The 22701-nt window shown below is 39.9% G+C and carries 17 protein-coding genes; 5 read left to right on the top strand and 12 right to left on the bottom strand.

Features of this window, described 5'->3' with window-relative positions:
- Window positions 1–183: 183 nt before the first annotated feature.
- From AK823_RS09275 to AK823_RS09265, 3 genes are all read left to right on the top strand, one after another.
- The gene (locus tag AK823_RS09275; RefSeq protein ID WP_068328489.1) at window positions 184–1476 is read left to right on the top strand and encodes a TerD family protein; all 1293 of its coding nucleotides are present in this window, start codon (window positions 184–186) and stop codon (window positions 1474–1476) included.
- 123 nt (window positions 1477–1599) lie between these two features.
- Window positions 1600–3348: a LytS/YhcK type 5TM receptor domain-containing protein gene (locus AK823_RS09270; protein WP_082785691.1), complete on the top strand. Its 1749-nt coding sequence runs from the start codon at window positions 1600–1602 to the stop codon at window positions 3346–3348.
- Window positions 3349–3360: 12 nt separating this feature from the next.
- Complete coding sequence (locus tag AK823_RS09265; protein WP_068036622.1) at window positions 3361–4098, top strand: LytTR family DNA-binding domain-containing protein; 738 nt, start codon at window positions 3361–3363, stop codon at window positions 4096–4098.
- A gap of 71 nt (window positions 4099–4169) precedes the next feature.
- On the opposite strand, the gene AK823_RS09260 is transcribed toward AK823_RS09265, so the two are convergent.
- From AK823_RS09260 to AK823_RS09220, 9 genes are all read right to left on the bottom strand, one after another.
- Window positions 4170–5603, bottom strand: coding sequence for a Na+/H+ antiporter NhaC family protein (locus AK823_RS09260; protein WP_068328482.1), 1434 nt, complete (start codon window positions 5601–5603; stop codon window positions 4170–4172).
- Window positions 5604–5944: 341 nt separating this feature from the next.
- A complete protein-coding gene (locus AK823_RS09255) occupies window positions 5945–6553 on the bottom strand; it encodes a TerD family protein (RefSeq protein WP_068036617.1) in 609 nt (202 codons plus the stop codon).
- A gap of 153 nt (window positions 6554–6706) precedes the next feature.
- Window positions 6707–7459 (bottom strand): TIGR00266 family protein, encoded by a 753-nt coding sequence (locus tag AK823_RS09250; RefSeq protein WP_068036615.1) that lies wholly within the window; start codon window positions 7457–7459, stop codon window positions 6707–6709.
- Window positions 7460–7652: 193 nt separating this feature from the next.
- Window positions 7653–8228: a TerD family protein gene (locus tag AK823_RS09245; protein WP_068328480.1), complete on the bottom strand. Its 576-nt coding sequence runs from the start codon at window positions 8226–8228 to the stop codon at window positions 7653–7655.
- A 474-nt stretch (window positions 8229–8702) separates the two neighbouring features.
- On the bottom strand, window positions 8703–9770 hold the full coding sequence (locus AK823_RS09240; protein ID WP_068036609.1) for a DUF475 domain-containing protein: 1068 nt from the start codon (window positions 9768–9770) through the stop codon (window positions 8703–8705).
- 240 nt (window positions 9771–10010) lie between these two features.
- Window positions 10011–10586, bottom strand: coding sequence for a TerD family protein (locus AK823_RS09235; RefSeq protein ID WP_068328475.1), 576 nt, complete (start codon window positions 10584–10586; stop codon window positions 10011–10013).
- Window positions 10587–10837: 251 nt separating this feature from the next.
- On the bottom strand, window positions 10838–13144 hold the full coding sequence (gene rlmKL, locus AK823_RS09230) for a bifunctional 23S rRNA (guanine(2069)-N(7))-methyltransferase RlmK/23S rRNA (guanine(2445)-N(2))-methyltransferase RlmL (protein ID WP_068328467.1): 2307 nt from the start codon (window positions 13142–13144) through the stop codon (window positions 10838–10840).
- A gap of 183 nt (window positions 13145–13327) precedes the next feature.
- The gene (locus AK823_RS09225; RefSeq protein ID WP_228138839.1) at window positions 13328–14515 is read right to left on the bottom strand and encodes a mechanosensitive ion channel family protein; all 1188 of its coding nucleotides are present in this window, start codon (window positions 14513–14515) and stop codon (window positions 13328–13330) included.
- 119 nt (window positions 14516–14634) lie between these two features.
- Window positions 14635–16119, bottom strand: coding sequence for a dihydrolipoyl dehydrogenase (locus tag AK823_RS09220; RefSeq protein WP_068328461.1), 1485 nt, complete (start codon window positions 16117–16119; stop codon window positions 14635–14637).
- A gap of 647 nt (window positions 16120–16766) precedes the next feature.
- Here AK823_RS09220 and AK823_RS09210 point away from each other — a divergent pair.
- Complete coding sequence (locus AK823_RS09210) at window positions 16767–18803, top strand: DUF1800 domain-containing protein (protein ID WP_149031857.1); 2037 nt, start codon at window positions 16767–16769, stop codon at window positions 18801–18803.
- A gap of 25 nt (window positions 18804–18828) precedes the next feature.
- Window positions 18829–20202: a DUF1501 domain-containing protein gene (locus tag AK823_RS09205; RefSeq protein ID WP_082785689.1), complete on the top strand. Its 1374-nt coding sequence runs from the start codon at window positions 18829–18831 to the stop codon at window positions 20200–20202.
- A 110-nt stretch (window positions 20203–20312) separates the two neighbouring features.
- Here AK823_RS09205 and AK823_RS09200 read toward each other — a convergent pair whose 3' ends face one another.
- The 3 genes from AK823_RS09200 to queC all read right to left on the bottom strand — a co-directional run bounded on the left by AK823_RS09200 (window position 20313) and on the right by queC (window position 22642).
- A complete protein-coding gene (locus tag AK823_RS09200) occupies window positions 20313–20810 on the bottom strand; it encodes a peroxiredoxin (protein ID WP_068328442.1) in 498 nt (165 codons plus the stop codon).
- A 247-nt stretch (window positions 20811–21057) separates the two neighbouring features.
- Window positions 21058–21387: a hypothetical protein gene (locus tag AK823_RS09195; protein ID WP_068036589.1), complete on the bottom strand. Its 330-nt coding sequence runs from the start codon at window positions 21385–21387 to the stop codon at window positions 21058–21060.
- Window positions 21388–21850: 463 nt separating this feature from the next.
- The gene (gene queC / locus AK823_RS09190; RefSeq protein ID WP_068328439.1) at window positions 21851–22642 is read right to left on the bottom strand and encodes a 7-cyano-7-deazaguanine synthase QueC; all 792 of its coding nucleotides are present in this window, start codon (window positions 22640–22642) and stop codon (window positions 21851–21853) included.
- Between the last annotated feature and the right edge of the window lie 59 nt (window positions 22643–22701).

Below are 22701 nucleotides of genomic sequence, written 5' to 3'. Positions count from 1 at the left end.
ATATACAACTGCCAGCAGTTATAAATGCTCCTGATGAAATAGTATCAAGGATTTGTAAGGCGGTTTGTTGACTGTTTACTTAGCGAGTTTGCTTATTAAAACTCTAGTAATATCCGTGCTACTATATGACGATAGTTAATACAATAAACAAAACGAGATAATAAGTAATTCAAAGGACATATTATGAGTCAAGCCCAACCTCAAAAACTGGTTGCAGGTGCTAATGCACCACTACCAACTGATAATATTAGTATCAGAATTTTAAGCCAAAATGCTATCGATTGTGCCGCTTATCGCCTAACAAGTGAAGGTAAAGTACGCGGCGATGGTGACATGATATTTTATGGACAGACGCGTAGTGATGATGGTAGCGTGAGTTTCCGAGGTCATGATAGCGATGGGTTTTTTGATATCAACTTGCCTGTGCAGCCCGCGAGTATTGAGAAGATTGCCCTTGCGTTTTCTAGCGCGCAGACGCTTGCTCAAGTCGGCGATGTAGATATTCAAGTGCTACAAGGCAGCCAAATATTGATGACTTGCCAACTTAGTAGCACTGGACGTAATGAAAAAGCCATTATCTTAGCTGAATGTTATCGTCGGCAAGGTAGCTGGAAGTTTCGCTTTATCGCTCAAGGTTTTGAAGGTGGTCTTAAACCGTTGTCTGAGCATTTCGGTGTTGAGATTGCGGATGAAGCGCCGGCTCAGTCCCAAGCTCAAAGTCAAGGTCAGAACCAGTCACAACCTATCAATACCCAAAGACCTATTAACACGCAAAAAGCAGGCAGTTCTGCAAATAAAGCAAGTACACCACCACCGATTCCTACAAGCTCCACTAGCCCTTCAATCAATTTAAGCAAAATCACCTTAACCAAAAACCAATCTAGTATTAATCTTAAAAAACGCGATGATTTTGGCAAAATATCTGTCAACCTAAACTGGAACCAACGCCCAAATATTGACAAGCAAGCGCCTAAAAAAGGCTTGCTAGGCGATTTATTTAAGCAGCATGGTAAAGGCGGTATTGATCTCGACGTTGGTGCAATGATTCATCTGAAAAATGGCGAAAAAACACTGATTCAAGCCTTGGGAAATCGCTTCGGTAATCTACAATCAGCGCCTTATGTGTTGTTACGTGCTGATGATAGAACCGGACAAGTCAGCGGCGGTGAGTGGCTTGATATTAATGGTCAACAGTGGTCACAGATTGAGGAAGTATTCATCTTTGCTTTTATCTACGAAGGTGCACCGAACTGGGCGCAAACGGATGGGGTAGTGACCATTCATGTGCCAGATCAGCCACCCATCGAAACACGATTAACGGAAGGGACAGGCAATTTGCCGATGTGCGGTATTGCACGTTTGGTCAACCAGCAAGGTAGTATCAATGTTGAGCGTATTAACCAATATTTTAAAGGCCATCAAGAAATGGACAAAGCCTTTAACTGGGGATTTAGTTGGAAGCGTGGGCGCAAGTAGGTGCTTCAGCTTTACTTGACATACCAGTTATGATTGCGGTCTAGTGAAAAATCTGATGGTAATTATTAGGTTGATTCTTATGTGCTAAAAGGTTTATATCCACTATAGAAATGAGAGAGTTCGATGTGGGAAATACTGACACAAATGCTATCAAGAATGACCCTTATTATCACTATTGCTTTTTTGATAACTAGACTATCTATCTTTAGAAAAATGATTTACCACCGAGTTGGAATAGTTGACTTATTTTTCTTAACCATGATATTCGGTATGTTTGGAGTAATTGGTAATTATACGGCCCTTGTTGTAGAACCAGGGAACCATACCATTATATCTGATTTATGGAACCCTACTCTTCAATCAAACAATGCAGTAGTGGACACACGAAATATTGGCATCATTATCGGTGGATTTTTTGCAGGTCCGATAGTTGGTGTAGGAGCCTCTCTAATTGCAGGAGCTCATCGCTTACTAATGGGTGGCTTTATCAGCAGCGCTACTTTTTGGGTATCTATTTTAGGCGGTTGCCTTGCAGGATGGTTTGGATATAAGTGGCGCGGAGTAGGTTTAATCAAGCCCAAATATATGTTTTTTATTAGTATTGTTATTTTAACCATTCAAATTTTAGTCATTCCAGTCTTAACTGCCGATTATACTGCTGCTCTTACATTAATTAGTTTTACAGGTCCCCCAATTATCATTATAAATAGTATTGGTATATGGATTTGTGCGATGATTTTTTATAATGCCATACAAGAAGAAGAGCGAACGAGAGCAAATCAAACGGTCAAAACATTCTCAATTGCTGATCAAACCTTTTCCTTATTTCGATCGGGTTTGAATGAAAACTCGGCTAAAAAAAGTACAGAAATTATTAAAAAATTAACTGCTGTAGAGCATGTAGCGATTACTAGAGGGTTACGTGAGCTGGCTTATACTGGAGAAGTAACCAATCAAAAGAGAAATGATAAAGAAGATTTGATTTCGCGTAAGTTAGTTTTAGCAACGGGCAAATCCGTATTAAATGAATCAAAGTCAAAATGGCTGTTTTCGAATAAACCTAATAGTAGAGCTTCTGTGGTAGTCCCATTTTGCGTAAAAAATAAGGTAATTGGTACCCTTAGCTTCTACTATAGAAGCTCAGCACACATTACTTCCGTCGAAAAAGAGTTGATCGAAGGATTAGGGAAGCTGTTCTCAAATCAGTTAGAGCTTGGTGAGATTGAGCGTCATAACCAACTACTACAAAGTGCAAAAATCGAATCACTACAATCCCAACTGCAGCCGCATTTTTTATTTAATGCTCTTAATACTATCGTCGCTTTATGTAGAATTGATCCAATGCTGGCGCGAAATCTATTAGTACATTTATCAACTTATTTACGAAATAATTTGACAGGTATTGGCGATTTTTTGGTCCCTATCTATAAAGAAATGGATAATGTACAGGCCTATTTAGCTATTGAGCAAGCTCGCTTTCCAGACAAGTTTGCGATGCGTATAGAGATAGATTCTGATTTAATGGATTATCTTATTCCTCCATTTATCATTCAACCCTTAGTTGAAAACGCGATAAAGCATGGTGGATTTAAAAGGTTACAAGTAAAAGGTGCGGTTTGTATTGAAATTAAAAAAGTATCAGAGATCTTAATTTCAATCAAAGTATCTGACAATGGCGTTGGTATTGAATCAAACCGAATAGTGGATTTAGGTGAGCGTGTTGTAACCTCGTCTAAAGATGGAAGTGGTACTGCACTTTTTAATATAAAAGAACGACTGACAGCATTGTATAATCAAGAGGTCCGCTTTAGTGTAGATAGTGATATTGGTATAGGAACTTGTGTTTCAATTATATTGCCAGCTAAAGATTAGGGAAGAATGCGGATGAATGTGTATGTTATTGAGGATGAGATATTAGCTAGGCAAGAGCTGATTTATCTTCTACATGATACAGGGAAGATAAAAGTGATCGGTGAGGCAGAAGACACGCATCAGGCGTTATGGGATATTAATGAGAAGCAACCCGACGCTGTGTTTTTGGATATAGAACTTGAAAATGGTAACGGCCTTGATCTTGCAAAGCAATTTAACAATATGAAAAAACGTCCTATGGTTGTATTCGTAACTGCTTATGGTGAGTACGCATTAGACGCCTTTGAGCTTGATGCTATAGATTATATCGTTAAGCCCATTGATAAAGTCAGGCTACTAAAAGCGGTGGACAAGTTAGCAAACTTGAATAGTACGTCTCATTTAGAGAATAATGTTGAACTCGTACCCTCAATAAATAAAGAGAAAAAACATAGCATTACAGTAAAAGAAAATGATCGAATCATTGTCATCGATACTAAAGATATTCTATATATTGGTACTGAAAATCGTCAAGCTTATATTCAAACCCTAGAAAAAAAATACCTAACAGATACCTTACTTTATAAAATGAAGGAAAAACTTGGTAATAATTTTATCCAAGTGCATAGAGGCTATATCGTTAATATCAAACAAATAGCAGTTTTAGAGCCTTGGTTCAATCGAACTTATTTAATTGTACTAAAAAATGGCTCTAAAATCTCGGTAAGTCGCTCGTACGTTAAAGCAATCAAAAAAGCGCTTGGATTATAATATGAATAAGAGGGATAGATGTAGGAAACCTCTATCCCTCTTATTTGTGAATGAGATTATCTCATTATCAGTTATGACCAACCAATAATCTGAGCGATAATTAGCGCGCCAATGGCAATCATGGCCCAAACTGCAAAAATAGGTAAGAAAAAGCGTAACCACTTTTGATAAGGAACACCAGCGATAACTAATGCTGCCATAAAATATCCACTAGTTGGGAAAAGAACATGAGTAAAGCCATCACCAAGTTGATAGGCTAGAACTGCAGTCTGTCTAGTTACACCTACAAGGTCAGCAAGTGGCGCCATAATAGGCATAGTAACAAGGGCTTGTCCACTACCAGAAGAGATCACAAAATTAATTGCTGTTTGAACAAAGTACATGCCAACAGCTGCAAGCTCAGGAGGTAGATCTCCAACTAATACGCCTAAAGAATGTACAATTGTGTCCATAACATTGCCATCTTCTAAGACTACAGCAACTGCACGAGCTAAGCCAACAATGAATGCTCCCATTAATACATCTTTAAAGCCTTGGTTAAACCCATCACATATTTCAGTAAGCTTAAGACCAGCAATCATTCCAACTACGATGCCCATGATGACAAATAGTCCGGACATCTCTACCATGAACCAACCCTGCTTAAGTACTCCGTATACTAGTACTACGGATAGAATAAGCATTGCGTATGCAGCTAGCTTTTGACGAAATGACATGGTAAGAGCAGTACCGCCGACAATTTGATTAAACTCTATTCTCTTTTCACTGTCCTCTTCATAGACGTAACTTTTGGATGGATTGTTTTTAACTTTCTTTGCATATCTTATAATAAAGAAAATAACTGTAGTGACTGCTAAAACGAATACGATTGAACGTAATCCCATTCCTGAGAACACTGGTAGTCCAGACAACTTTTGTCCAAGCCCCGTATTGATTGGATTGAGCACACCGGCGCTAAAACCAGCACCAGTTCCACATAGTGCAATTGCAGCAGCCGTTACCGAGTCGTATCCTAAGGCAATAATTAAGGGCATAATGACTGGAATATATACTAATGATAATTCCGGTGTACCAATTAATGTGGCAATAAAAGCAAATGTTGTTGTTAGTACTGCTATTAATAGCAAGCCGTTATTTGCAAATTTTCGAGCTAGCTTATCAACAGCAACTTCGATAATTCCTGTTCTTCTAAGTACCATAAACATACCACCGATAATAAATGTGAAGAACACGACTTCACCTGCATCGATAAGACCTCTAGGCACGGCAGTTAGAAATTCGGTGACACCAACTGGAGTTTGCTCTATAAGATGGTAGGACGTGGCATCAATGGTTGTTCTACCTTCTGGCCCAAGAACTCGGTCGTATTTGCCAGAGGGTACAAAGTGCGTAAGAATAGCAGCAATAGCACTAAATACAAATAATATGACGTAAATATGCGGCATCTCAAATTTTTTCTTTTGCGTACTCACTAAATCTGTATTATCAATTTTGTTCTTTGACATGCCGTTTACTCCAAATAATCCGTTTTAGAGAATGTGATGTATCTTTCAATAGAAACTAAACTGTAATATAGAAACGGCTTATAGTGTCGTGAGACGTACGAGATGAGCATATAGGCGACCAGTTGTACATTATGAGTAACGAGTTGCACACTTCTATACTATTTAGAAGTTATCAGGAGAGTGATAAAACCTCCTATTGAAGTTTTAGCTGATAAGTGTGGTAGAGAGAAATAATCAAAGAGCTTTAATTTAATATTAATAATTTGCAAATTAAAAAGCCCAGCTATTATAAATAACTGGGCTTTTTTGACATTCTATACGCTACTATAATAGCGATCTATTTATGCATGCGGTGTAATAGCAGGCATCAAATCATGGAACGTGCGACCAGAAGCGGTTTCGCCAATAGCATGCATCTTCCATTCATCGTTGTGGCGGTATACTTTTGCCATAACCATTGCCGTATGACTACCTTGTGCAGATAGGTTGTAGCGTGCTACTTCTGAGTTATTATCAGCATTGACGATACGGCAAAATGCATTCTCTACTGTTTCAAACGTCTGTCCAGTAAAGCTATTAACGGTAAAGACCAATGACACCACATCAGCAGGTACTTTTGACAGATCAACGTTGATTACTTCATCATCACCGTCACCATCGCCAGTGCGGTTATCACCTGTATGAACGATACTGCCATCTTTTGATTTAAGCTGACTGAACCAAATAGCATCGACGGGCTGTTTATTGCTATCAAACATAATGCATGAAGCATCTAAGTCGATAGAGTCGCCGCCAGTGCCGCCGCCAAACAACTTACCTAAGAAGCCGCCTTTTTTGTCTTGAGGTCCTTGTGCGACATCCCAACCAAGACCTAGCTTCACTTGGGTAAGGTTGCCACCAGCTTCTTTGCTTAGGGATATTTTTTGACCCTTTTGTAAACTAACTGCCATGATAAGATCCTTATACCAACTCCAAAAAATATGATTAGCTGTGTCAAACTTGCTTAGTCTACAAAACGTAGTACTTGCACTCGTTTTCCTCGCTACTCTAGTTTTTGTGAATGGTATTATAATAATTGTGAGTGGAATAGTTTAAAAATTTAGTTATAAGATATTGTCTAGAAAGCCACCACTACCGCCGCGACCCCCTGAGCTAGTCCCCAAGATGCTTTGTAACCAACCTTGATAGCTGTCCCGATTGCGTGAGCAGATGATAACCTTACCTGTACCTGAGAAGTTCAAAACCATACCTTCACCACTGGTGACCGAATTGATAATGTTACTCATGATACCTTTTTTCTTACTGGTAGAAACCGACAGCTTATAATCTAGGTTTGAATCCCAGCAGACGACATGACCGTTATCGATGATAACGTCTTTATCTGGAGTTACGTCAATCTCAAATAGCGAGCCGAAACCCGATACCACGACCTGACCTTGCCCTTGGGTTTGCATAACCATAAAGCCACCAGTGTCACCGAATACAGCTCCGCCAAGGTTGCGCTGGATGTTCGCTCTGATATCCACGCCAGTTTGTGCGGCAACAAAAGCACCGTCACTCAACGTGTATTGCTGCTTGCCAACATCAATAATTTGCATATCACCGTCTAGGGTAGGCGCAAGCAAACAATCGCCCTCACCATTGACCGCTTCAATCTGCTGCTGAAAAAGTGATTCATCATTAGCGAAACGGCGCATTAATGACTGCACCAAGCCGCCTTGCAACTTACCTTTAAGCTCAAGATTGGATTCCATCATCACCATTGCATTAGCTTCGCAATAAATCGAATCGCCTTTTTTAAGGTTGCAATGCAAAAATGGCTCAATGGTACCGATTAGGCTAAACGTGGCAGTCATGGGTAGCAAATCCTTATTCTAGTTCTTGGTTTATCTTAAGATTTATTTTCAAACACTAATCTTTAAATAAAATTTTTCAAGGTCCATTTACTTTTAAAGCTATCAAGTGCTTTTAACACACTTGATAGCTTATATAGAGTGCAATCAGCTATCCGACTGAACTCTTGTACTTATAAACGATTAGAGTCAAAAACTAAACATTTACGCCATAAGAGGCTGCTAATGGTCCAAGACCACCACTGAAGCCTTGACCAACAGCACGGAATTTCCAATCGCCGCTGTGACGATACAATTCACCGAAGATCATCGCAGTTTCAGTACTACCATCTTCTGATAGGTCGTAGCGTGCGATTTCAGAATCGCCATTGTCGTTTACGACACGAATATAAGCTTCAGCCACTTGACCGAAGTTTTGATTACGGTTTTGACCTTCATAAATGATAGCGCAGATAGCTACTTTGCTGACATCAGAAGGAATGCTAGCAAGGTTGATTTTGATTCTTTCATCATCGCCATCGCCTTCACCGGTACGGTTATCACCAGTATGCTCAACTGCGCCATTGTCTGACTTTAAGTTGTTAAAGAAGATGAAATCTTGGTCATTACGGACTTTGCCTGCTTCATTAACCAAAAAACCGATAGCGTCTAAGTCAAATTCTTGACCGTCAGTAGCGCGTGGATCCCAGCCAAGACCAACAGTAATATTGGTTAAACCCGGTGCTTCTTTTGATAAGTTTACGTTGCCGCCTTTCGTTAAGCTAATAGCCATATAAATATCCTTTAGATTAATAATTGAGTGGATTGGGTTTTGAACAAATGAGCTAAAAATAATGCAGTAATTTATCCGTAAGAGCAAACAGTAAGTATATTTACCTGCACGCCACGTCCTGCATATCATTACGTTTTACTATACTAAGCGTTTGCCCACTAAGCAAGGCGAATTTTGTGAGCTTACCATATGCTTACTAAGGGACATAATAATCATGCATCTCTGATACTTTTTAACAATCCCAGCAATAGTCGTTAAGACATTGTTATCAAAAAGTAAATTCATCAATAGTCGCAAATTGCGTAGAAAACATCATAATAAAATGACAAATAATTTTATAAGAGTATTAATGTAAGAAACATTAAAAATTTACTCAAAAACGAAAACAGGCTATACCAAACGTATTGGTATAGCCTGTTGTTAGTTCGATATCAATTTAAATTAAGTGGAGTTATATTTAATGTCCAACTAACATCAAGTGATAGATTTCGCTTCTTCCTTACGGTACTTAAGTGAGGCAAGCAATGCCCAGCCAATAAAGGCAATACCAATAAGACCAGTAATAATCTCTGGCACATGGAATTTCACCGATAGTAGCATGATAATTGCTAATGCACCGATAGCATAATGTGCACCATGCTCAAGGTAGATAAACTCATCAAGCGTGCCTTTGTCTACTAAGAAGATGGTCATAGAACGCACGAACATCGCACCAATAGCAAGGCCTAGCATAATGACAATAACGTCATTGGTAATAGCAAATGCACCAATAACACCATCGAAACTGAACGAGGCATCAAGGACTTCTAAGTATAAGAAACCGATAATACCACCTTTCATAATAGCGCTAGTCGCCGCTGCGCCTGAGCCACTTTCTTCGTTTTCTAAATCTTCTTCAAGATCACCCTCAAGCATACCAGATATAACCTGTACGCCAAGGTAAACTAGGATACCCCAAACACCAGCGATTAATACCGCAGAAGCTTGCTCTGCACTGGCCCATGTTACGGCAATCATTAAGACTATAAGGGCGACGAATACGCTCATAGCATCGACTTTGCCGAGTTTAGCCAAGCGACTCTCAAGCCACTCAAACCAGTGCACGTCTTTATCATCGAATACGAAGTTTAAGAAGACCAACAATAAGAAAATACCACCAAATGCTGAGATTTCAGCATGATGTGCCATTAATCTTGCTGAGTATTCTTCAGGATTATACAAGGCTAAGTTGATCACTTCCATCATGCCAAGATCAGCGGTAACCGCGACGATGACAATAGGGAAGACCAAGCGCATACCAAATACCGCGATTAAAATACCAACGGTTAAGAAAATCTTTTTCCAAAATTCGTCCCAGCCTTTAAGGACTGAGGCGTTGACCACCGCATTATCAAATGATAATGAAATCTCCATGACGGCCAAAATAGCAGTAATAGATAGGGTGGCAATCAAGCCGCCCATACCGCCATGTGAATATCCCCACCACGCCGCTACCGCTAAGGCAATGGCCGTGAAGATAAAGTCTAAATAAAAATGTCTCATGACACATCCTGTCTGGTTGCGTAAAGCTAAGGTCGGCCTATTATAGACACTAACCACAAAAAAGCGGCTATTGCTAACCACTTTTTATCCATAATTTTAAACGAAACATAAAGCATTACTAGTCGTTTGGCTAACAATAATTGTGACTGTTTCGCAACTATATTAAATATTGATAGCTGATAAGTAGCTACTTCATATTTTGGATGTGATAACTATTCTAATATCAGTTTAAGTACTAACTTAGATATCAACACCATATTGCTGGCACATCGCTTGTAAGCCACCTGAGTAGCCTTGACCAACGGCACGGAATTTCCACTCACCGTTATGACGATAAACTTCGCCAAATACCATGGCAGTCTCAACAGAATAGTCTTCTGCTAAATCAAAACGTACGACTTCAGTACCCGTCTCTTCGTTAACCACACGGATAAAAGCATTCGCTACTTGGCCAAAGTTTTGACTACGAGCAGCAGCATCATGAATAGTAACGGTTACGACGATTTTATCAACGTCAGCAGGTACTTGGGTCAGGTTTACTTTGACGATTTCATCATCACCATCGCCTTCGCCAGTACGGTTATCACCAGTATGCTCAACCGCGCCATTGTCAGACTTAAGCTGGTTATAAAAGATAAAGTCATGATCACCGCGTACTTTGCCAGCCGTGCTTAGCAAAAAGACACTGGCATCAAGATCGAACTCAGCGCCAGAAGTTGCGCGCTCATCCCAGCCAAGACCGATAAGCAGCTTGGTTAAATTTGGGTCAGTTTTGGTTAGCGATAAGTTACCGCCTTTATTAAGTGATAAAGCCATGGAATTGTCCTTGTTATTAGGGGAAGTTAAACGTTTTGTTGAAAGGTTTGAGATTAAGATTGTGCAAAAAAAAGCGATGTTGAGCCAAAACTGGCGCAAGACCAACGCTTAATAACGCTCTATCATAACAACAAAAAATGACCCAATCAAAGCAGATTAGGTCATTGTTGCGTTTAATATAAAATTGACTATAAAACCTAAAATTTAGCGGCTTAAACTGCTTTGATTACTATTTTCAATTGTCTATTGCCTTATAAACTCTGACGGTGACGAATCTCAAAACTTTGATGAATCGGTTTTTTGACATTAAAATCAAAGCCAATTGTTTTTTGGGTAATATCGATAATATCGTAACGTTCAGTCAATTGCTCATCCAGCTCAAAGCGGGTAAAGTTGTTAGAAAAATACAATACGCCATCAGAGGTTAAGCGATTCATCGCACGATTGATGAGAGCAGCATGGTCGCGCTGCACATCAAAAGTACCTTGGAACTTTTTAGAGTTCGAAAAGGTCGGTGGATCAATAAAGATAATGTCGAATTGCTCAGTATTGTCTTTAATCCACTCAAAGATATCAGCAGCTACAAATTGATATTTGCTACGACTAACGTCCAGACCATTAAGCACAAAGTTTTGCTTGCCCCAATCTAGATAATTCTGTGATAAATCAACACTGGTGACTTTTTTAGCACCAGCTAATGCCGCGTGCACACTAGCCGTACAAGTATAGGCAAACAAGTTCAGTACGGCTTTGCCACGACTGTTGTCTTTGATACGCGCACGCATATTGCGATGGTCAATGAAAAGACCTGTATCGAGATAATCAGTGAAGTTGACATAAAAGTACGCGCCGTCTTCACGAGCCACATAAAATTTGCCACGCTTTTCGACATTGCCTTGTTTACTATATTGGTCATTACCAGACTGACGCGCACGAGTTTTGATAAAGATTTGTTCGCGGTTAATGTCGAACACTTCACGAATACCCATCAACGCCAAATTAAAGCGTTTCTTAGCAGTTTCAGGTGGAATGGTTTTAGGCGGTGCATATTCTTGCACGTGTGCATAATCGCCATATAAGTCGATAGCAACTTTGAAGTCAGGCAAGTCAGCATCGTAGACACGCACATTGCTCACGTTGTCTTTTTTGGCGAGCTTTTTAAGTTTGGCAAGATTTTTTTGCAAGCGATTAATAAAGTCCTGTCCATCTTCCACTTCAATCTCACGCTTCTCAAAGCGACTAACGAGATTGCCCGTTTGCCCAGCGATCAGGATGCCATAGCGGAAATAAACAGTGATAGCACCATTATGACAACGTAACGTTTTTGGTTCTTTAATCGGTAAGATATCAACCTGTTCGACATTTGAGGCCAATATGCCAAGCATCGGATCGACACCGCTACCTGCAAAGCTATCTTGTAAGATAAGCCCTAATGCTTGATATAACGGCTTAATCATTTCTTCATCACCCAAACGCTCACCATAAGGTGGGTTAGTAATGATTAAAGGATTGTTTAATCTACCATCGTCGGCCAGCGGCTTTAGAACAGTACTTAGTTGATCGAGGGCGCGAGTCTCAAGGTCAAGTAGCGGCAGCAAATCTTGCAAACCTGCAGCAATCAGGTTCTTTTCTGTCGCGAGAATTGCGCCACTATCCGCATCAAAACCCAAAATTAGCGGTAGGGTATCTGGCTGCTCGTTAGCGATTGCTAAGGCTTCTCGGAAGCGTGTTTGGGCATCATCAATCATCTGTTGCCATAATGCATCATCATGATGTTGCCACTGGTAAAAGCCAAACTGATTGGCGGCTTTATCGATACCAACCGCATAATCGCAATGCATGAGCAGCGCTTCAATGATAAATGTTCCAGAGCCACACATCGGATCGACCAAAGCATTATAGAAAGGCGCATTGCCAGCGTCGTTTTTCTTATGCCAGCCTGCGCTGTAGAGCAAAGCCGCTGCCAAGTTTTCTTTTAATGGCGCTTCTGTCATTGCCACGCGATAACCACGGCGATGCAAACTGGTACCTGATAAATCTAGATACAGCTCAGCTTGTTTATCATTGACAGTTGCAAACACAGAAAAGTCTGGGTTTTTACTATCAACGTTAGGACGACTGTCGTAAACTTCGTTGAAAGTATCCGCAATCGCATCTTTGATACGCAGCATAGCAAACTGCTGACTGACGGCAACGCGCTTATCGACAGATAGACGAATAGCAAACGTTTGCTCTAAGCTAAATTGCTCAGTCCAGTTGACCGATTTTGCCAGACCGTAAAGCTGCTCAGCCACATCATATTCAGTATTGATGTTTTTGCGTTTAATTAACATCAATACTCGCGAGGCCACCCGTGACCAGAGGCAAATCGTATAGAGATCACGCAACGTACCCGTAACGGTCAGACGACCTGTACTTTTAATGTCACTTGCAATCCCAAAGCTTGTCAGCTCAGTTTGTAGCGGTGCCTCAAGCCCATCGGCGCAGGTAATGATAAGGTCAAGCGACAACTCTGGCGAAGAAGCTGTTGAAGATGCGGGCGAGGTTGTTTCGGTCATACGGATACCTGTGGCTAAATTAATAAGTAATGCACATCATACAATAAGATGTTTAACCGGTAATTTTACCATATTTCAAGATAGGATGGTTTAAAGTGGTTATGTTTAAAAGCTCTTAACCCAAAAATACTTGGTTTAAAAGGCTGTGTTTGAGATGTAAAAAATTCATACACTCTAATACCGTTACTTATCATTCTTTGTCATTGAAACTTCTTCTGATACGATCTGAGTCGTGGTCGCAAAGGGTTTAGTAGCGATAGGATAATCGACGTCTTTTGGCATTAGTAAACGCATATGAGGGTAGGGGGTTGAGATATTCGCGGCATCAAAAGCGCGCTTGATATCTTCTTGTAGGCCTTCTTTAATTTTGGGCATACGAGCCACGGCGGCTGGCTTAACCCAAAAACGCACGATAAAAAACACTCCGTATTCGCCAATCTCCGCTACTGTTGCTGAAGTTTCAGGACGACTGAGTACTACATCGGTGTCAGTAAGTACTTGCAAGATCTCCTTGCGTGCAGTGTTAATATCATCCTCAAAAGCAATACGCATACGAATATCAAATCGTATAAAGTTTTTGGAGGTTAGGTTGGTAACCTCGGACGAGGCTACATTAGAATTTGGGATAATAACGGTGATGTTATCTCGAGTTAAGATATGGGTTGTACGCAGTGAAATGAGGACAACGCGTCCTTCTTGGTCGTTAATATTAATCCAGTCGCCAACTTGAAATGATTGTTCAAGCAAAATAGTAATACCAGCGATAAAGTTGGCGAGCGTTGACTGGGCAGCAAAGCCAACCGCCAAGCCAACGATGCCCAAACCAGCCACCAGCGACACAATATCGAAGCCAAATTGTGCCATGACGCTGGCCAGTCCCAGTACCCAAATCAGTACAGATAAAATATTCTTAAGTAGCTGTTCGATAGAGGCATTAAGGCCATAATGTTGCAATACTCTATGAATAATTTGTCCCGATGATGCCCATAATATATAGTAGATACCCGCCCAAGTACTGGCTTTTGCTGTAGCTTTGACAGTACTTGGCTCAAAGTTAATCTGACTCATAATTGCGATTAAGCTGGCAACCACCCATATGTAACGCAGCACTGAACGTGCAATATTGTTACGGCGCTCATTAAAGCGAAAGCGTGCTTTATTGTGTTTAATAATATAAATGGTCAGCCAATAAAAAAATCCTAATATCGCAAGCAGTATTAGGATTTTGATGCCAGTGCTAACCAACTCTACCGCTTGAGAGGACCAATCGAAAGAGTCTTCCTCTACTGAGCCACCAAGAGCAAGATATAAGCTAGTATGCAGGTCACGGATAATCTCTTGAAAAAAATCAGTAATACCAGCAATTGCCATCGTCTTGTCCATGCAAAGTTAAGTTTCAAATTCTGTCAGCTTAATACCGATCAACCATGACCTGAGTCATGGCTGGCACTACGCCTATCTCTTATTTGAAAGTGTAACCGAGCAGGTGATTAAAAGCTATCTTCCTGTGCATCTTGAGATTGATAAGGTATTTTCATTTTATGTTGTACATCGCGTAGAGCAGTGCGTAGACCTTCCAAAATAGTAGGGTGGTAAAAAGGGGTATCAAGTAATGCTTTGACGCTTAAATCATTGGTAATCGCGGTGGCTAATATATGTCCGATATACTCGGCATCAGGACCAACCATACTAGCGCCTAGAACTTTATCAGTCTTTTTACAACCATAGATGTGCAATAGGCCACAATTGACTCCCATCACACGGCTACGTCCTTGATTATCAAAACTGACGCTACCAACCACATATTCAAGATCTGGATTTTGCTGGATTTCTGGTAGAGACAGGCCAACGTTGACAATTTGTGGTGAGCAAAAAACGATTGAAAAAGGAATAGCAGGTGGACGTATATAAGCATCTGCTTCGTTTTTACAAACCATACTGCCCGCACTATACCCTTCATCACTGGCCACATGTAATAGAGGGATATTCGCATTAGCGTCACCAACGATATAAACATCAAGATTACCGATTTGTCCGGTCTTTTTATCTAGTTGTTTTGGGCGGTTTTTATCATCAAGCTCAACACCTAGGTTTTCAATGCCCAATTGCTCGATATTGTTACGGCGACCAGTTGCGACCAGTACATACTCACCTTGCCATTGCTGTGACTGACCAGCACTATCTTCATAATCAATGAAAGCAATCGACCCTTTAGCATTATCTGCTACTTGGGTACCCACATCATTGATTTTACTGCCTAGATGCATCGTTAATTCGCGACTTAAGCAATCGATGGCTTTATTACTAATGTCAGGATCTTTAAGCCCAGCCACCCGTTTGACTCGATTAAATACTGTTACATCTACGCCCAATCGTTGAAATGCTTGAGCAAGCTCTAACCCAATAGCACCTGCACCGACCACTGCCATGGATCTTGGTAAGTCGGTAAGTTCAAAGGCAGTGTCAGAGGTTATCATGGTATCGCCAAGTCTATCAGCCCAGCCATCTGGAATGAATGTTGAACTACCAGTAGCGACGATGATTTTCTCAGCTTCTATCAGCTCATCATTTACCTCAATCAGTCCTTGCTTATTGATATGAGCACGGCCATCTATTTTTTTATCTTCAGGCCAGCCTTCGACCTGTTTTTTGATATAGCTGGCAAAATGGTTACGCTCATCACGGACCCGCTCCATCACTCGTTTGCCATCTATCTGAGCAGTAGCATGAATACCGAAATCTGCAGAATGGTTGGCCTCGTATGCACGATCAGCCGCTGCAATTAATAGCTTACTCGGCATGCAGCCAACTTGGATACAAGTCGTTGTCCAAAATCCATCATTGATAATGACAACGTTATCATTGGTTTTTCTCGCTTGGCGAAAGGCGTTTTGGCCCGCAGTGCCAGCGCCAATCACCGCCACATCTACCTTACGATTGACGTTGCCATTGGTTTCATTAGATGATTTGCTCATATTGTCCTCAATTAATTAGGTATTCAGATTAATACTTCAGTAGTCGATTATTTTTAATAATAGCTTTCAATATTAAAGGTTATCTTAACGTCATACATCTATCTATACGTAGCAAGCTGTTGCAAAAATGTGTAGTCATTTTTTCAAGACTATGTTGACTAGTTCATTAGATTCGAATAGGAACTACGCTAAACGAAAGTAGTTTTGCAGTCACTTCCACATGACTGTTTACCTCAAAATAAAACCATCTATCGTAAAAAAACACCGTCTATCATAAATAAGCAAGCTAATTTGTTAATAAATATTACTAACAAGTCATATTAATGAAAGAAGCTAGATGGGTTTTTGGTATGCAAATTGCACAATTTTTAATCAAGTGCTTTATCTTTTTTTACTGACATAAATATAAATGTCGTTTTTATTATAGCAAACCAAATTAACGTTAAAAGACAGTCTGGAAAAAAATCAGATATTCGAAAGAATACCTGATTTTTTTATTCAATATAATGCCTTGTGCTCTAACTTATTGAAATAAAAGACCATAAGTTGCGTTTTTTAAGCATGGTAGAGATGGCATCAAGATTTCTGTGTATCAGTGAGAATATAGATTAAGAAACATATCAAACCCTATTATTTAAGGCAATTGCATGGAAAACGTGGGCAAGAGAGCATCTTTATCTACGATTAATGAATGGACTCCTACTAACGCATTAAAAGAAACTCATCTTAAACATTCCAGTGATAGTAAGAGATTTTATCCGGTTAAGATGCAACACCCTGTCATAGCCTCTATGCCATTATTCCTCATCGGTTGTGGAGGAGGTGGTTCATCGAGCGGCTCTAGTACAGCAGGCTCTAGTACAGCAGGCTCTAGTACAGCAGGCTCTAGTACAGCAGGCTCTAGTACAGCAGGCTCTAGTACAGCAGGCTCTAGTACAGCAGGCTCTAGTACAGCAGGCTCTAGTACAACAGGTTCTAGTACAGCAGGCTCTGGTACAACAGGTTCTGGTACAACAGGTTCTGGTACAACAGGTTCTGGTACAACAGGTTCTAATACGACAGGTTCTAATACGACAGGCTCGGACACAACCAGTTCGTCTGAAGACAATGTTATGGAAGTAGAACCACTGAATGATATCAGTGCTGCTAGGTTTTTGCAGCAAGCGCAGTTTTCTTCAACCAAAGCAGAGATTAAAGATCTTAAAAGTATTGGCATAAATCAATGGTTGAACAGACAATTCTCTATGCCTGTCGAAATTACTGCATATAACTGGTTGCTACAACAAGGACATAATACTAAAAAGAATAAGTATTCTGATAGACCTGGAGACTGGATGGCATGGCAGCAGCTTTTGTCTTCTAAAGATACTTTGCGTAAGCGCATGGCATTAGCCCTTTCTGAGATTTTGGTATTGTCTTCTGAACAACTAAGTCTTCCTCATCGAGGGTTTGCAATCGGCGCATACTGGGACTTACTGAATAAGTATGCTTTTGGTAGCTTTAGGGATTTATTGAAGTCTGTTACCTTAAATTTAGGTATGGGTGCTTACTTAGACTTAAGGCATAGTAGAAGAGCTAATGATAGAGGGCGCAGACCAGATGAAAACTATGCCCGAGAAGTTATGCAGCTATTTACTATTGGTTTAGTAGAGCTAAATCTTGATGGTACGCCCAAGTTGCACAATGGCGAGCCGATAGAAACTTATACCCAAGAAACAGTCACCAATATTGCTCGAGCTTTAACTGGTTGGACGGTAGATAATAGATCTAACGTTACCAAATCAGATACTTACGTTGAATTCACGCGTAATCCTATGATTAATATACCGAGCAGACACGATACTCGTAGCGCAAGCTTCTTTGGTGTCACTGTACCAGAAGGGTCAAATGGCGAGCAGGCACTTGAGATCGTGATTGACACTTTATTCAATCATTCTAATGTTGGACCATTTATAAGCAAGCAACTTATCCAGCGTTTAGTCACCAGTAATCCAAGCCCTGATTATGTAAGTCGAGTTGCTACTATTTTTAATAGTAATGACAAAGGCGAGCGCGGTAATCTAAAGTCAGTTTTACAAGCAATTTTAACTGATAAAGAGGCTCGCATTCTTCCTAAAGAACACAAACCCACTATTGGTAAGGTCCGAGAGCCGATGATAAGGCTGATCCAATGGGTTCATACTTTTACTAATCGTAGAAGTATCTCAGGTGAGTGGATGATTAGTACTACAATTAGTAGAAAGTGGGGACTGGGTCAGAGCCCTCTCAGAGCACCTTCAGTATTCAACTTCTTTGATGCCGATTATGCACCGAATACTGATGATTTCACTAGAAATGGAATAGTAGCGCCAGAGCTACAGCTACATAATGTTACTTCTACAGTAAGTTATATTAATTATATAAAACGAATCATCGAAAAAGGGGTGCTGTATGGTTTCATTGAAACAATCATCGAAATAGCACCAAATTACGATGAAGAAATGAAATTACATGACCAGCCTAAGAAGTTAGTAGAACACCTGAAACTTACGCTATGTGCAGGTCAAATGTCACATAAAACGACTAGTCTAATTATTTCCGCTCTAAACGAATTGACAGATGATTCTCCTAGAGGGAAGGAAAACCGCGTACATTTAGCTATTTTAATGACTATGGTCAGCCCCGATTATCTAGTACAAAGATAACATACACTATAAGCGAATTACTATTATGAGCGAATTATCAAGAAGAGCGTTTTTGAAGCGTTTAGGTTACTTAACCGCAGCAGGTGTTGCTAACCCTGTTACTATAAATCTTATGGGTATGGCTGAAGCGGCAGCAGCAACAGCTACAGATTATAAAGCTTTAGTTTGTGTCTTTTTAGATGGGGGTAACGATCAAGCTAACACCCTTATTCCTATTGATTCTACCAATTATGCAGAGTATGAAAAAATACGCCAAGAAATTGCTATAGATCAATCAAAGGTTCTTCCTTTAATACCGTCAACGAGATTATCAGATGGGCTAAAATGGGGATTCCATCCTCAACTTAAACGCTTGAATAGCTTGTTTCACTTAAAGAAACTTGCCGTCTTACAGAACGTGGGTACTTTAATTCAACCCACGTCAGTAGAACAGTTTATGAGAAAAACAGTACCTCTACCAAATATACTATTTTCACACTCTACACAGAAAAAAGTATGGCAGACGACATCATCTGGTGCATTTAGAGAAGGATGGGGTGGACAAATTGGTGATCTGATTCTAAACCAAAACTCGCAAGCTATGTTTTCTTGTATAAGTACTGCCAATAATTCACTGTTTTTGACAGGAGACGATGCTATTCCATTAAATATTGAAACAAATGGTATCGTACCTATTAAGTCTGCTGTAGATGGTGCAAGGCTTTATGGTTCACAAAAGTGTGCATCGGCATTAAAAGAGCTTATTATTTCAGAGCGTTACAATATAATGGAGAACCATCTTAACTCTGTTAATAAGCGTTCGATGGAAGCTGAAAGCATGATGTCAGCGGCTTTAAAGAATTCAGGGGAGCTAATGACACAGTTTTCAAGTAACAATTCATTAGCTGACCAGCTAAAAATCGTTGCAAAACTGATTAAATCACGTAATAGCTTAGGGGTTAAGAGACAAGTGTTTTTTGTCAGTCTAAAAGGTTTTGATACTCATTCTGATTTGCTCAGAAGACATGACAAACAGATGTCCTTAGTTGATGATGCGTTAGCCAGCTTTTATGAAGCGACTGAAGAGCTTAATGTAACTCAAAGCGTGACGACATTTACTGCATCAGACTTTGGTCGTACATTTAGTAGTAACGGTAACGGCTCTGATCATGGTTGGGGTAGTCATCATATGATTATGGGTGGTGCGGTAAATGGCAAAGACTTTTATGGTCAAAGTCCTGAAATCGGCCTTGATACGGCAGAAGATGTAGGACAAGGGAGAATGTTACCCACCACTTCTATTGACCAGTATTCCGCAACTTTGGCTAAATGGTTTGGCGTACCGAATAGTGATTTAAGACTGATAGCCCCCAATCTTCACAATTTCAATAATCAAGATTTAGGGTTTATGAGAGTCTAGTAAGAGAACGATAGCAGATATAAGAAGCCTTACTAGTACTGATACATATTAATCAGTGTTGGTAAGGCTTTTTATATTCTTATCTATTCTTTCGACCTTAAACTTACTTATTAAGAGGTTAATGTGTCGAGCAAACGCTCAGTATATCCTTTTGCACGTAAATTGCGCTGTGCATGGGTGAGCTCGCCGTCCTTATTAAACACAAATGCTGAGCGCACAAGGCCGATAGTCGTCTTACCATACATGTTTTTTTCTTTAATGACATCGAAGTACTGACATAGCTTTTCATCGCTATCGCTAATCAATGGAATCTGTAAATCATATTTGGTGATAAATTTTTCATGAGACTCAACGCTGTCTCGCGATACACCAATGATGTCATAGCCAAGCGTATCAAAGGCATTAAGATGCTCAGTAAACTCTGTGGCTTGAGTGGTACAACCAGGCGTACTGTCCTTGGGATAAAAATAAAGAATGAGCCCTTTATCGGTATGCTGAACCAACTCTTTTAAACTAATATCATCGTGGATAAAGTTATTATCGAGATTACGTACTATAGTTACTGGAAAATCTGGTAGAACAATGCTTTCTGTTGTTGGCTTAGCCATGTTAAATTCCTTATTATGTCAAACTCAAAAAATATGATTAAAATCATTTAGCCTAATATATGTAGGGCTTATACTTATCTTCAGTATTATTTTAATCTTTGAAAATAGGGTCAATTTTGATTATTGGTTAGCTTATTATAATTAGATTAACAGAAATAAATGATGAATTTAATATTCTACTCATTTATTAGCAAAAAAAAGACTGACACTTGCCAGTCTTTTTTATTATACGTTTTTAACTGATAGTTTAAGCAGGTTTTTGTGGTTGCTTTAAGTCTAGTCCTTTCGTGCACTGTTGTAGATCTTTTTGCATTTTTTTCACGTAAGGTAGGCCTGAAGGATCCTTTTTGTCTTGCGCATAGCTTTCAATTTCCCACATCTGACCAATAGTCATCTCACTACGTACACCAATAGTGCAATCACAGAGCTTAGTAGCAGTATTTTTATCAGCAACTTTATATTTGACTGCACCAGTGACACATTGATTAACGTTGTTTTGCTTAATATCGATAGCATTTGCTTGCGGCATAGCGATCAGACCAATTAATGCTAGGGGTAGTATTTGTAATAGCTTCATAAATATTCTCTTATAAATAGATACAGCGTCAATAGAATAAAAAACGAACAGACGCTAAATGGGTAATGCTAGGGCGTGTCCTCATTTTAAAAATGGTGATGAAAATGAGATAAATTGCAGTCAAACAAGAAAAATAGCGCAGATAATATCGAGATATTGACCAGCTATTTGACGCTGTTTGGCAAAATTTAGCCATTTTTATCACCATTTAGATGACTATCAATTGAATTGAGGACATGCCCTAGTATTAACTAAAAATTTCTTTGCGCCACTTGTGTAGATGTTATTTAATAAAAACATAGGTCGTAAAAACATAAGGACTCATACCATAACAATTATAGTTGTCAAAAAACACCACGCGCTTGCTGTGTTGATGCAATCAAATGTTACGCTTATGTTTGTAAAATTCGTAAATTACGCTGCACTTATCAGATAAAATTTAGACACAAAGTATGATTTAGTTTTAGCTTTGGTACTGTGCTTGATAGTGCGTAGGATCAGCGACCCCAGCTTGGATAAAGCCTTGACGGCGTAATGCACAGCTGTCACAGACACCGCAAGCAAGGCCGTTTACGTCTGCTTGATAGCAAGAAATTGTCTGTCCGTAATCGACACCAAGCGATAGTCCAAGCTCAATCGTTTGTGCTTTAGACAGCTGCTGTAGTGGTGTTTGAATACTCAAATGATGACCAGTGACACCCGCTTTGGTTGCAAGGTTTGCCATATGTTCAAAGGCGGCGATATATTCAGGACGGCAGTCAGGATATCCAGAATAGTCTACTGAGCTGACCCCAATGACGATGTGATTGGCATCAGCCACTTCAGCGACGGCTAGCGCATAAGATAAGAATATAGTATTGCGCGCAGGCACGTAAGTATTTGGAATTGCGTCGTTATCAATCTCATCATGTTTTTTGTTAGGGAATTTATCCGCATCGCCATCAGGAACTATCATGCTGTGGTCAGTTAACGATGAACCCCCAAGCTGGGCGATATCGATATCAATGATTCGGTGATTAACCTCTGCAGTTTTAGCGATCGCTTTTGCCGCGACAAGTTCACTATTATGGCGCTGACCATAATTAAAGCTTACGGCAGTGACAGAGGCATAACGTGCTTTGGCCCAATACAGACAAGTTACCGAGTCGAGACCACCTGACAATAGCACAACAGCATTTTGGCTTTTATGAAGATCATTCAAGGTAGCCTCGGATGCGTGATTAGGAAAGTTGGTTTGCGGATTAACGTTAGTCATAAGGATGTCTATTATTGATTTGCGAAAAAAGGCTATTTTAACAAAAATACCGCTACTAT

Source organism: Psychrobacter sp. P2G3 (assembly GCF_001593285.1).
Lineage (GTDB): Bacteria > Pseudomonadota > Gammaproteobacteria > Pseudomonadales > Moraxellaceae > Psychrobacter.
The sequence above is the reverse complement of the archived record's forward strand: the minus strand, read 5'-3'. Positions and strand labels throughout refer to the sequence as shown.